Source organism: Fusibacter fontis (genome assembly GCF_055378735.1).
Genome location: NZ_AP042445.1, coordinates 1,133,936 through 1,147,212, shown reverse-complemented (window position 1 = coordinate 1,147,212; position 13,277 = coordinate 1,133,936). Strand labels below are relative to the sequence as shown.

The following is a 13,277-nucleotide window of genomic DNA, read 5'->3' as shown; positions in this document are numbered from 1 at the left end:
ACATAACTATTCGTAGATACCAACGACTGGGGCGTTATCTGTTAAATTATCTGCTGAATGAGGCGCTTTATTATTGAGAATGTCAGTATAATCTTTACCCGCTTCAAACTCATTTTGATGAATACCACCTTTCCATGCCTTGATATTGGTTACGTCGTATACTTTACCTTCATAGGCAACGTAGGCTGGGTTGCCCTCTTTACCATTGTATTTAGCAAGGTCTTCAGCTGTAAATATAGGAAGTGATTCTGTATCTGTTGCAGTGACTGAGGTGTTCTCAGTCGCTGTTTCTTTTTTTGAATCCGTACTGCAAGCAACTGTAAAAATCCCAATGAGAATGATCAAACTCATAATCATGAGCATTTTTAATGTGTAATTTTTCAATTTAGATGTATGAGTCATTCTTGATGTATGAGTCATTCTTGATGTATGAGTCATTCTTTTTTTTAATGCCATATGTTTCATATCTCCCTTCTAGGTCATAATAAGTTTTCGTTGTTATGAAAATTTTATACCCGAACAAATCCAAACGAATCGGATTTTGTTCGAATAATTGATAATGTTTCTCAATATAAGCCGACCAATTTTCTTCATTGAATGAGGTACCTAAAAGAGGGTATTAATTTGTTAACAATCTAAGGAGGTCATTATGAATTTACATTCATTACTCAATGTCACATTATTGGTCGTTTTGTTAAGTTTTCCAGTCGTTTTAGAGATAAATAAGCGATATGTAAAAGGGAAGAATAAACGGTTCAATGACTTGATTAAAAACGGAAGAAAATTGCATCCCATTGTTGGAGGTGCACTTATTTTATCTGGCGCGTTACATGGATACTTGAAACTTGGTGGTAAGTTGATGTTTCACACTGGCTCGCTTTTACTCATGCTATTACTCGCAAATGGCGTAGTGGGCTTTATTTATAAAAAGAAACACATTAAAAATCTTGCATGGATGCATCGAATAATTGGCATATTCATTCTCCTTGCATTTTTGATCCATTATTTAAAACCTTGGTTGTTTATTTAGAAATTTATCTGAAGTAGATGTCCTCAGTATTTTTCAAAATTGATTAGCTTGTTTATTTTTAATTGCGAGTACTATAGGTGATAGGTGTTAGGTGACCATATGCGAATTAGAATAAGAATTACACTTGTTTTAATCCTGATAGTAAATGTATCTATTATTGTATCAGGTGTGTTTATTTATAAGAGTACTGATAAAATCATTCGAGAGAATATTGAAAAAAATGTGATCAACTTATTAGAATCAGAAAAACGAGTGATTGAACAGCAGATTCATATGGAGATGCTTTCACTGGAGTATTTAACGCGCAATCAACATATTCTTGAGTTGCTCCAAGATCCGGAGCATTTTTTTGATAATGAAAGTGTGGAGTTGGCATTAATAGACTATTTTAGTAAACATCCAGATTATGAATCTGTTTTCGTTGTAAATACCGATGGATTCATAGTTGCTGATATTAATTCTAAAATGTTGGGCGTCGATTTATCCGATAGGGAATACCATATAAAAACTATTGAGAGTAAAACGGGCGTTATTGGTAAAACGATTACTTCAAGAAATACCGGCGATCCAATTTTTATGTTAACAAATCCAATTTTTGATATAATCCAAAAAAATATACTTGGATATATTGCAATTGCTGTGCCTTCAAAAAATATGGCAACTAGTTTAGAACGCGTAAAACTGAATGGTTCTGAGCTGAGCTATGCGTATCTAATCGATGAAAATGGATATTATATTTATCATCCTCAAATTGAACAAATTGGACAAAAGACCACAAATATAGAAATTTTAAATGTTATAAGCAATTCAAATTACAAAGCCTATCATTCAACCGTTCTTAGTAATTACGAACTTGACGATGAAAAAATGGTGATGGCATATTCAATGATTAAAGATGCAAACTGGATTATTGTTGTCACAGGAAACACTCAAACTGTGATGACCGAAATTAGAGAATTAACCTATAAGTTGGCAATTGTTGAAATTCTAATGATATCTCTAACATCTTTTTTATCTTTTTTTATCGCGAAAAAGATTTCAATGCCTATTATTCATAAACTAACTCTAAATAATCAAGAATTGACTGCACTTTACGAACAAATTGCTGCATCTGAAGAAGAACTTCATATGCAACTAGATGAGATACAAATGAGTAAAGAGCAACTCGCTTTAAGTGAAATAAAATATCGTACGCTATTAGACAATTCAGATGATATGATCTATAGCTGTGATTGTGATCAAACCTTAATAGCTGTCAATGAAACTTTTTGCAGATTTTTTAAAAATACACACAATTGCGTGGGACAAAATATGTTAACTTTGATAGAAGATGATTGGATCAAAACACTTTGGCATGAGCATTTTCAGTCCGTAGTCGAGTATAAAAATAAAGTGACCATGGATTATAAAGAAACTTTGGAGGGTGAAGATAGGTACTTTACAGAAACGCTATCACCTATAAGAGATGTTAATCAAAATTTAATTGGTATCATGGGAACTAAAAGAGACATTACGTTTAGAAAATTAAATGAAGATCAGATTATAGAGATGGCATATCATGACTTTTTAACGCATTTACCGAATCGAGTTTACTTTTATGAGGAAGTTCAAAAAAATATTGAAGAGTGCACAAGCAATCAAAGCAGGTTTGCAATCGCATTTTTTGATGTAGATAATTTTAAGCAGATTAACGATACATCGGGGCATACGGCAGGTGATGAATTATTGGTAAAAATTGCCGAAAGATTCATCCGAGTAATGGATTCCGAAACTTTGGTTGCAAGGTTAAGCGGTGATGAATTTGCGCTACTGATAAAAGGTGGAAAGAGCAATCAAGATATTATGGCAGTCATTGATGCGGTTTTTTGCGGATTTAAAGAGGAGTTTTCTATTCGCAATACACTGTATAAAGTCTCTTTCAGTGTTGGTATCGCAACTTTCCCAGATCATGGTCTAAGTGTAGAAGAACTTATGAAAAATGCTGATACTGCAATGTATCGAGCAAAAGATCAAGGGAAAAATAATTATAAATTTTACGATGATACCATGAATTTGGAGCTCATCAAGCGAACCACCCTTGAAAGACATTTATTAAAAGCAATTGATAACGGTGAAATGTTTCTTCATTTTCAACCACAATACTTATTAAACAATGATCAAATCATTGGATATGAGGCGTTGGTAAGGTGGAATAATCCTGAGCTAGGGATGATTCCTCCGTCTGAATTTATCCCGATTGCTGAAGAGACAGGACTGATTATACCAATTGGAGAATGGATTATTGAACAAGCGTGTATGGCATGCAGACATTTTGTCGACTTAATGAATAAGGACATCGTAATGGCGATTAACATTTCGCCGATTCAATTTAGGAGCCGGAATTTAGTGCGTATCATTACAAAATCCGCAGAATCAGCTGGTATTCAGTTAAGTCACTTAGAATTTGAGATTACGGAGGGTGTTTTTATTGATGATTATGATTTAGCTTTAGAAATGTTATACGAGTTAAAGCATTTAGGCGCAAAGATTGCTCTGGATGACTTCGGAACCGGATATTCGTCACTAAACTATATAAGAAAACTTCCTATTAGTAAGCTTAAAATAGATAAATCGTTTATCGATGACTTTGAAGGCGACTATCAAAAGGGGCTCATTGAATCGATTATTCTGATGTCCCATAAGTTGAAAATCGAATGTCTAGCTGAAGGCGTTGAAACCGAACATCAAAAGGATTGGTTAAAGCATATTAATTGCGATTCGGTTCAGGGATATTATTATAGTAAGCCGCTGAGTGAAGAGTCAATTATAAAAACATTGATCCAGACAAAAGAAGAAATCAAGTAAAGAAGGATATGGAGCGATTATAGTCTATCGTCACAACTATCAATTCAAAAAAGACAGAAAGATACTCGAAATGGAGTATCTTTCTATTTTTCTAACTTAACAAGTCCATGAGATGACGTATTTAAATTTTGGATGATTCGGGTGAGGCAGCGTTTTAAATATGCCGCCGAGTCCTTTTTCTTCAGAGGATAATGAAAGATGACACATTGCGATGCCTATATCCACTTGACTCATATCTATTTTCCCTGCGGAATACATATGAAGCGTATTTCCATCTTTTAGAATTCGCCAAGGTTGCTTGTTCATAGCAGATGGAGCCATTCGAATCATTTCAAGTACGTCTGCATAGGAATTCGCTTTTTCTTCAGTGAGTGCAGTTTCAAAATTTGTATCAAAAAACACTTCTTCAAAAGCAAATCGTTTTGATGAGTTGCCACCCATAAGCTTTGATAAAAATGATTTTTGACTACTTTCGTAGCCGACTGGCGAGACAATAGGTAAAATTTCATTTGATTTGAGATTCATCGCCTTTGAAAAATTGCCTTTATTAAAGGTGCCACCGATCCATACCGTTCCCAATCCAATGGAAGTACAAAATAGAATGACCTTTTCAAATAAAAATCCTAAATCTTCTAATGCATGATCATTTTTCTCACATGCGACTGCTAAAAACGTTTGCGCACCTTTGATAACCCCGTAAGTGCCGAGTTTGAACTCTTGATTTTGATCGTCTTTATCAACGAGCTCAATGCGGACTTTATTTCCAAATGGGCCTTTTAGTTGATTGATATCTGCAAGGTATGCAGTTAACTGTGATCTTACTTCAGGTGTTAATGGTTCATATTGATAAGTTCTTACTGAGCGTCTAGCGCGCATGCTATCCATAAATGTTAAGCTTGAATCCATAGTCAAAAGGTTCCTTTCATAGTAGGGAGTCGTAAATTTATATTTCTTTACTTTATTTTTTTGATTTATTTTTTGCTTTACTTCTTTGTTTTATTGTTGAGCACTTTAGTAAATACTTCTGGAGGTTGAGCACCTGATATTTCATAAGAATCATCAAATACGAAGTATGGAACTCCCGTAATTCGTCTTGCTACAGCGTCTTGTTCATCGCGTCTTACCTCATCTGAATACTGGTCAGATACTAATACTTCCAGTGCTTTTTCACGACTGAGTCCAACTTCTTCAGCTAAATCTGCTAGGGTCACATGGTCGGATATGACGAGTGAATCCACAAAGTAGGCTTTTAGAACGCGTTCTGTGAATTCCGCCATTTTTCCATTTGCTTTTGCAAAATGAGAGAGGCGATGTGCATCAAATGTATTGGTTGGTTTTAAATCGTCGAAATTATAATTTAGACCAATTGATTTTGCCTGCGCTACGATTCGATCGTTTGAAGATTTTGCTTGTGCTACAGTTAATCCGTACTTGTCAGCGATGATTTCATGTATGTTGTTTTCATATTTTTTCTTTGCCTGCGGATTGAGTTCAAAACTTTTATAAATGATTTCAATGGGTTCATCGGATTCAAATTTCTCAAGTGCGAGTTCTAGGTGTTTTTTTCCGATATAACAAAACGGACATACAAAATCCGACCAAATTTCAATTTTCATAATGCCTCCTATAAAATTCGTGCAAATTAATTCGTACGTGAACGAATGAACTGGGTAAAAAAAACACTTTTTACAGGTGTTTTTTTATACTGATAAGCGCTTCATCAACTGTTTCTTGAAAAAATTGTTTTTTATCAGAATCAAAAGAATCGAGCATGGCATCCAAAAATTCTGATTCCATTTGACTCAACTTTTGCTTGATGACAAATCCAGGTGGCTCTAAACTCACATAGACACTTCTTTTATCTTCTTCACAAATGGTTTTTTTGATCAAACCCTGAGTTTCATATTTGTTGATGATATCAGAAAGAGAAGACTTTGAGATGTCCCAGATGTTGGAGATTTCATTGAAAATCATAGCGCTGCCATCTTCAGGGAGTATAAAAAATAAGGGCATGTGATTTTGCAAAATCGGGATGTTTTCTTCTTTGATCTTCCTTACGATAAACTTGTATAAATACGTATGAATTTCACTTAATTTTCCTAAAATACAACCTTGTTTCATCTTTCACCTCGTTCGTTCGGGTACGAACAAATAATATCAGATTTATACGATAGAGTCAACGGATCTATTCGCATGTTAAGTTAGAAAATTGCATAATTCTAATTTGTGAGAACTTCAATTTTGAGAATGACGTGATTGAGCCATTTTGCTTTTAATGATACATGATTTTCGCACTAAAAGGCTATTATGCAATTTTCACAAGTAAACAATTTATGAATGAATTGTGATCTTGCGATTGTCAACTTGAATGAAGCCCTCATCTTCCATTTTTTTAAGTTCTCTAAATAGTGAAGGCCGTTGAACGCCAAAATAATCAGCGAGTTCTTTCTTCGTGATTGGCAAATAGACAGTACGTGTTTCTTGTTCTCTAGAAAGAACGGTTAAATAATCCATCAAGTTGTCTCTGAGTGTCTTATGCGTGAACATGGCGATTTTTTGATTCATTCCTTGAGCATTTAAGGATAGATTTTTTATAAATCGCATCGTAAATTGGTAATCTGTTAAAAGCAATTCGATGTCTTCGCGTCGAAAGGAGAGAATGTTACAATCTGAAGTTGCATAAATATTGAAAGGGTAGCGATTAAGATTGCCAAATAGGAGATTCGCGCCTATGATACTACCTGTTTCAAATGAAAAAATCCAGCTTTCTGAGCCGTTTTGTGCAAGTGAATAGGCGACAAGTGTTCCGGATAGTACAACATCCATAGATTGACAGTTAGAACCTTTGCTATAGAGAGTCATGCCCTTTGTGTAATGAGATGATTTTGGTGATATTTTATTTAAAACTTCAGTACGGACATCTTTAAATAATTCAAGATCATGATATAAAAAAGTTTTCATATTGATATCACGTGAGCTCTTCATTCATTTTCCTCTATTCTAACAATTTTTAAGAGTTTCTTATTTCCTTTTACCTCATGCATAGAAGCAAAAATTATTATATCAAAAAGTCACATAGGTGTCTATTGAGTGATGATGTTTTTCTTTATGATTATGATATGAAATATATTGGATGAGGTGAAAAATGGACGTTTTTACATTGGCAATATGGATTGCTACTGCAGTTTTACTTGGATTTTCTTTTTATAAGGACAAAGAAAAAACAATAAGTGCATTAAAAAAGGCACTGAGTATGGGAAGAGGCATGGCACTTTCAATTTTTGGGGTGATATTCGCGATAGGACTTATCTTGGCAATCATTCCTCCTGAAACAATAGCTGACATAGTTGGTAAGCAAAATGTTTTGGTTGCAACTGTTGCAGCAGCAGCCTTTGGGACTGTTACTTTGATTCCTGCGTTTATTGCATTTCCTTTAATTGGGACACTTGCAGGCGCAGGAGTTGGGATTATGCCTTCTGTGGCATTTTTAACCACGTTAACGATGGTGGGTGTGGTCACTTTTCCACTTGAAAAAAAACAGTTTGGGACTAAATTTACAATAGTGCGTAACGGGCTTAGCTTTATTTTCGCAATTGTAATTGCACTGATGATGGGGGTGATTCTATGACAAACTCGAAGACAAACGCGACGCCAAGCTCGAAGACAAACGCGACGCCAAACTCGAAGACAAACGCAATGATAAAATGGGTCAAAAACAATATGTTTATTTGCATCGTGATATTAATTTATGTCTTTCTAATGGCCATCGCTCCTAAAATAAGCCTACATGGGATTAAAAATAGTGGGTATTATATTAAAGAGATGTTCATGATTATGCCTGTGATTTTTGTATTAACAGCACTTTTGGACACTTGGATCCCAAAAGAAACCATCATGAAAGTTTTAGGAAAAGAATCAAAGCGTAAAGGTGTCATATTTTCATTTATATTAGGGAGTGTATCTGCTGGTCCAATTTATGCGGCATTTCCTTTATGTGGAATGTTATTGAATAAAGGCGCTAGTATTCGAAATATCGTCATCATCTTAAGTTCATGGGCAGTTGTAAAAATTCCGATGCTATTGAATGAAGCGAAATTTTTAGGGACTAAGTTTATGGCTTTAAGATGGTTACTAACCATAAGTGCCATCCTGATTTTTTCATGGGTGATGGCTCAAATCATAAAAGAAGATGACATGGTTGTGCAACGTCGAGACAATAAAAAAGGACTATATATTAACCGCGATGCGTGTATGGGCTGTTCAATTTGTAGCAAACTCTATTCAGAAGTTTTTAATATGGAAAATAAAAAAGCATCTGTAATTCATCAAATTGAGATGGATTATGAGAAATTGAAACATGCGATAAAATCGTGTCCTGTAAGTGCGATTGAATATCATGATTGAGGAGGATTCACATGGAGAATCATAAAGTCTATGCAATGAGTTTTTCAAAAGTATATCCGCTTTTAGTTGCAAAAGCAGAGCGGAAAGGACGGACAAAAGAAGAGGTGGATACGGTTATAAAATGGCTCACGGGCTATACACAAGAAAAACTTGATGAGCAACTCAGTCATCATGTAAGTTACGAGGTGTTTTTTAATCAAGCACCTGAACTGAATCCCATGAGAAACCAAATAACAGGATCTATTTGTGGCGTGAAGATACAAGAAATTGTAGAACCTCTAATGAAGGAAATCCGTTATTTAGACAAGTTGATCGATGAACTTGCAAAGGGGAAATCGCTTGAAAAGCTATTAAAATAACAGATATGGCGCGTTCATTCAAAATTTAACAGGATGCAAATTATGGTTTATTCGCGACAGTTCACGCAGTGCTCAAAAAATTTCATAACCCCTACGATATAATTTGACTATCGACATTCCAAGGGGGTATAGTTTATGAAATTTAATTTCAAAAAATCACTGTCATTACTTCTAATTGCAGTAATGATCTTGTCACTTATGACAGGTTGTTCGAAGAAAAAAGAAACAGTTGAAGGTGAAAAAACAACAGAAGCTGCTAAAGAAGTGGTTATTGCTTTAAGAGATCCACTTCCAGTTGAGGAATTAGGATCAGGCACTGTTAAATGGTCGGAGTCAGAAACTGAATATGGTTACAATGTAGTAACGAATGAAGGTGGCGCGACTTTAAGTTATTCTCCTGAATCTGGTGTGAAACTCGTACAATTAGACGGTTTCGCGTTTAAAGATTTAAACAGAAATAATCTTCTTGATCAATATGAAGACTGGCGTGAACCAGTTAAAGCAAGAGCAATGGATCTTTCAAGATTATTGCCAAAAGAAGATATTGCAGGTTTAATGCTCTACAGCGCACACAACATGGCGATTGGTAGTGAATTATCAGAAGATCAAATTAGTTTCTTAGATAATGGTGGTCGTTCAATGTTAAATGCAGCTTCTGCTGCAACAAATGATGTATCAGCACAATGGAACAATGCATTACAAGCATATGCAGAAAAATCAGCATTTGGTATTCCAGTAAGTACTAGTACGGATCCAAGAAATACAGGGATTTCATACTGGCCATCAAATTTAGCGCTCGCTGCGACATTTGATCCAGCAATTGCAGCAGAATCAGGTCAAGTGATTTCTAAAGAATACAGATTAATAGGTATTTCAACATTACTTGGACCACAAATCGATCTTGCAACAGAGCCTAGATGGGTGCGTGTTCAAGGAACATTTGGTGAAGATCCTGCTTTAGCAAGAGATATGACTGCTGCATTTGTCAATGGCATTCAATCATCATTTGATGCAGATGGAACTGACCTCGGTTGGGGAAATGACAGTATGAATGCAATGATTAAACACTGGCCAGGTGATGGCGCTGCTGAAGGTGGTAGAGAAAGCCACGCTGAAGTGGGAAATGCAACTGTATACCCAGGTGGTCAATTTGAAACACATTTCATTCCGTTTGTTGATGGCGGTTTAAAATTAGAGGGTAAAACCACTGAAGCAAGTTCAGTGATGTCTTCTTACTCAATTGCTTTTAGCGAAACAGAAGAATACGGCGAATTAGTTGGTAGTGCTTATAGTACGTACAAAATCAAAGACATTTTACGTGGTCAATATGGATACGAAGGCGTTATCTGTACAGACTGGGGTGTTATTAACGATTATGAAGAGTTTATTCACACTTCATGGGGTGCGTTTGATTTAACAAAACCAGAACGTGTTTATAAAATCTTAACTGCAGGCGCTGATCAATTTGGTGGACATAATAGCAGTGCTGAAATTATTGAAGCATATGCAATTGGTGTTGCAGATATCGGTGAAGAAGCAATGCGTGCACGTTTTGAAGAATCTTCAATTCGATTATTAACAGGTATTTTCCAAGTTGGTTTATTTGAAAATCCTTATACAGATGTCAATGAAGCTCTTACAGTTGTTGGAAGTCCTGAAAATCAAGAAAAAGGATTCCAAGCACAACTTAAATCAATCGTTATGTTAAAAAATGCAAACAATACAATTAAAGCACAAACAGGTACTGAAAAACCAACTGTGTATATTCCAATGATCTACAAAGCTGCTCAACCAGCATTCTTTGGTCCAGCAGTTCCAGCATCTTGGGTACTTCCAGTGGATCTTGTATCAGCAAGTGAGTACTTTAATGTCGTAACAGATAAAGTGAGCAGTCAATTAACAGGCCCTGCTGGTGAAGATGGAAAAGCAACTGTATCCGTAAATGATATCGTTCGTGCAAGTGCATCTGAACTCGCAGCATGTGATTCTGCTTTAGTCGTTGTCGACGGTCCAGAAAATGAAGGCGCTATGTTTACAGGTTACGGATTTAATGGTGAAACAAAAACATATCGACCATTGTCATTACAATATGGAAAATATGTTGCCGATTCAGAATTTGTAAGAAAAGAATCTTTATCAGGCGCAATGAAAGAAGAATCTCAAGAATCAGCATATGGCGCTCAAAAAGTTATGGTTAAAGAAAACAGATCTTACTTTGGCGCTGAAGCATCAGTTGTAAATAGTGCAAACTTAGACAACATCTTATATGCAGTTAAAAATATGCCAGAATCAGCTCCTGTAACAGTTGCTCTTAGAGCAAAAGGTTCTGTGATTGTATCGGAATTTGAAAAAGAAGTGGATGCAATTATCGTCGGATTTGGCGTTCAAGACAAAGCATTATTTGAAGTAGCTGCAGGTAAATTTGAACCATCAGGTCTTTTACCAGTTCAATTTGCAAAGGATATGCTTACTGTTGAGAAACAATTCGAAGACGTTCCAAGAGATATGGAATGCTACGTAGATAGCCAAGGCAACACATATGATTTTGCATTTGGTCTAAACTATTCAGGTGTCATTAAAGATGAACGTACTGAAAAATATTCAGTCGCTCCACTGACAGCACCTACGAATACAGGTAAATAAAATTAAATAAAACCAGAGACTGTTACTTTTCAATTAAGGAAGTAACAGTCTTTTTCTGCGTTATTGTTTCTGCTTGAATTTTTAAATTTTGGGCATGTTATACATGAAATTTAACTTTTAGCATGTCATACATGCTTTTAAGTATTTAGCATGTTATACATGATTTTTAGTATTTAGCATGTTATACATGAAATGGTTTCGGCTTACGCATTTTTAGGCTGGATGATATAATAAAGCAAATGCAATACGACGCGATGCGCGCTTGGCAATAGGTGGAGGTAAATGTGATTAGAGTGGCAATTGTTGATGACGATTCCATTATCAGTAACAAACTCAAAGAGTATTTAAGTGAGTATGAGAAAACGAAAAATGAAAAGTTTCATATCACAATGTTTACAGATGGTGCAGATCTTTTAAAAACATATAAAAAGCAATACGATATCATTTTTATGGATATTGAAATGCCTATTATGAATGGCGTAACAGCAGCAGAAGAAGTTCGCAAAGTAGATACCACAGTGAACATTATTTTTGTTACGAATATGGCGGGATATGCCATCAATGGGTATAAAGTTGACGCACTCAGTTATGTTGTGAAACCTGTTTCATATATTGATTTTGCTCAACAACTTGATAAAGCTGTGACTCGTGTTTCTTATAATAGAAAGGCATTTCTCTTAGTGACCATCGGAAGTGAAATCATACGACTTGATATCTCAAAAATCACTTATATGGAGAGTATTGAACATCGAGTGGCGATTCACATGGAACATGAAGAACTTATCATCTATAACTCATTGATGAAGCTTGAAAAATTGGTGAAAGATTATCATTTCGCAAGATGTAATAGCGGATATTTAGTCAGTTTAAGTCATGTTGAGTATATTGATCGAGACATCGTTGTCGTCAGCGGCGATAAACTTGTCATGAGTCGATCTAAAAAGAAATCATTTATGAATGCATTATCTGAGTACATAGGAGGCGAATTTTAATGTTATCAGATCATTACCTTGAGATTCCAAGAATATTTACATCGATCGCAGAGATTATCGCATGTCTGATCTATATTATGCCATTAAAAAAGAGATTTACTGGCATTCGACATTATCTTTACCTCATAAGCGGTGCCGCAATTTTGATGATGATTCAGCTCATTAGCGGTGAATTGCCTTTGATCTTTTGGATACCGGGGATGATGGCAGCCATGACGGCGATGTTTTTATATATATGGTCGGTTTGTGACATCTCAGCAAATGATGCGGGTTTTTTATTTGTCAGGGCATTTATTCTCGCTGAATTTGCAGCGGCTGCTGAATGGCAACTCTATTATTATTTGCTTTATATCGGCGTTCCACATCAATGGGTGCTGTCTGTCTTAATTATGCTACCGGTTTATGCTGTCATTTTTACATTGGCATTTTGGATTGATGCGCGCAAAGTATTTAGAGATCGAGGACTCGGCGTAACGTTTAGAGAACTGATGAATGCCATGCTCATTGGTTTGACGACATTTCTTATTAACAACATGAACTTTGTCGTTGAAAATCCGTTTACTCAAAGTACCGTTCGAGCGAATCTATTGTATATTCGAACGCTTGTGGATTTTTGCGGATTGCTCATTCTCTTTGCGTCAAATGAGCAGAGAAGAGAAATGTATTTAAATCATGAACTCAATGCCATTAACGAGATTCTACACAAGCAATACGATCAATACCAAGCGTCTAAAGAAAATATTGATCTGATTAACCGAAAATATCACGACTTTAAGCATCAAATCGCGTTGATCAAAAGTGAAACAGATCCAGTTAAAAAAGACGCTTATTTAGATGAGATCAGTCACACCATCAGTGTCTATGAGTCGAGATATGAGACGGGAAATACAGTTGTAGACACGATTTTAACGGGAAAAAGTATCTTTTGCCACGATAATGATATTACATTAAGTTGCGTCGTAAATGGAAATTTACTAAATTTCATGTATGTAATGGACATTTGAT

13 protein-coding genes are annotated in these 13,277 nt (G+C 35.5%); 8 read left to right on the top strand and 5 right to left on the bottom strand.

The features are described from left to right. Positions 1-6 precede the first annotated feature (6 nt). The gene (locus tag ACZ41W_RS05090; RefSeq protein WP_464313804.1) at positions 7-456 is read right to left on the bottom strand and encodes a cytochrome b5 domain-containing protein; all 450 of its coding nucleotides are present in this window, start codon (positions 454-456) and stop codon (positions 7-9) included. A gap of 193 nt (positions 457-649) precedes the next feature. Between ACZ41W_RS05090 and ACZ41W_RS05085 the strand changes: the two genes are divergently transcribed. Further along, entirely contained in the window at positions 650-1,030 is a 381-nt protein-coding gene (locus tag ACZ41W_RS05085) for a hypothetical protein (protein WP_464313803.1), read from the top strand. Positions 1,031-1,129: 99 nt separating this feature from the next. Continuing rightward, on the top strand, positions 1,130-3,874 hold the full coding sequence (locus ACZ41W_RS05080) for a bifunctional diguanylate cyclase/phosphodiesterase (protein ID WP_464313802.1): 2,745 nt from the start codon (positions 1,130-1,132) through the stop codon (positions 3,872-3,874). A gap of 96 nt (positions 3,875-3,970) precedes the next feature. On the opposite strand, the gene ACZ41W_RS05075 is transcribed toward ACZ41W_RS05080, so the two are convergent. The 4 genes from ACZ41W_RS05075 to ACZ41W_RS05060 form a co-directional block, all read right to left on the bottom strand. Then, a complete protein-coding gene (locus ACZ41W_RS05075; RefSeq protein ID WP_464313801.1) occupies positions 3,971-4,780 on the bottom strand; it encodes a nitroreductase family protein in 810 nt (269 codons plus the stop codon). A gap of 77 nt (positions 4,781-4,857) precedes the next feature. After that, complete coding sequence (locus ACZ41W_RS05070) at positions 4,858-5,490, bottom strand: DsbA family oxidoreductase (protein ID WP_464313800.1); 633 nt, start codon at positions 5,488-5,490, stop codon at positions 4,858-4,860. A gap of 70 nt (positions 5,491-5,560) precedes the next feature. After that, positions 5,561-5,995, bottom strand: coding sequence for a MarR family transcriptional regulator (locus ACZ41W_RS05065; RefSeq protein WP_464313799.1), 435 nt, complete (start codon positions 5,993-5,995; stop codon positions 5,561-5,563). 210 nt (positions 5,996-6,205) lie between these two features. Then, complete coding sequence (locus tag ACZ41W_RS05060) at positions 6,206-6,859, bottom strand: Crp/Fnr family transcriptional regulator (protein ID WP_464313798.1); 654 nt, start codon at positions 6,857-6,859, stop codon at positions 6,206-6,208. 160 nt (positions 6,860-7,019) lie between these two features. On the opposite strand from ACZ41W_RS05060, the gene ACZ41W_RS05055 reads away from it, so the two are divergent. The 6 genes from ACZ41W_RS05055 (at position 7,020) to ACZ41W_RS05030 (ending at position 13,276) form a co-directional block, all read left to right on the top strand. Then, complete coding sequence (locus tag ACZ41W_RS05055) at positions 7,020-7,502, top strand: permease (protein ID WP_464313797.1); 483 nt, start codon at positions 7,020-7,022, stop codon at positions 7,500-7,502. Continuing rightward, positions 7,499-8,278: a permease gene (locus ACZ41W_RS05050; RefSeq protein ID WP_464313796.1), complete on the top strand. Its 780-nt coding sequence runs from the start codon at positions 7,499-7,501 to the stop codon at positions 8,276-8,278. The genes ACZ41W_RS05055 and ACZ41W_RS05050 overlap by 4 nt, the downstream gene beginning before the upstream one ends. Before the next feature lie 11 nt (positions 8,279-8,289). Beyond that, complete coding sequence (locus ACZ41W_RS05045; protein WP_464313795.1) at positions 8,290-8,637, top strand: DUF2200 domain-containing protein; 348 nt, start codon at positions 8,290-8,292, stop codon at positions 8,635-8,637. A 135-nt stretch (positions 8,638-8,772) separates the two neighbouring features. Beyond that, the gene (locus ACZ41W_RS05040) at positions 8,773-11,280 is read left to right on the top strand and encodes a glycoside hydrolase family 3 protein (protein ID WP_464313794.1); all 2,508 of its coding nucleotides are present in this window, start codon (positions 8,773-8,775) and stop codon (positions 11,278-11,280) included. 284 nt (positions 11,281-11,564) lie between these two features. Next, positions 11,565-12,272: a LytR/AlgR family response regulator transcription factor gene (locus ACZ41W_RS05035; protein WP_464313793.1), complete on the top strand. Its 708-nt coding sequence runs from the start codon at positions 11,565-11,567 to the stop codon at positions 12,270-12,272. Continuing rightward, the gene (locus ACZ41W_RS05030; RefSeq protein ID WP_464313792.1) at positions 12,272-13,276 is read left to right on the top strand and encodes a hypothetical protein; all 1,005 of its coding nucleotides are present in this window, start codon (positions 12,272-12,274) and stop codon (positions 13,274-13,276) included. The genes ACZ41W_RS05035 and ACZ41W_RS05030 overlap by 1 nt, the downstream gene beginning before the upstream one ends. The last annotated feature ends 1 nt before the right edge of the window (position 13,277 follow it).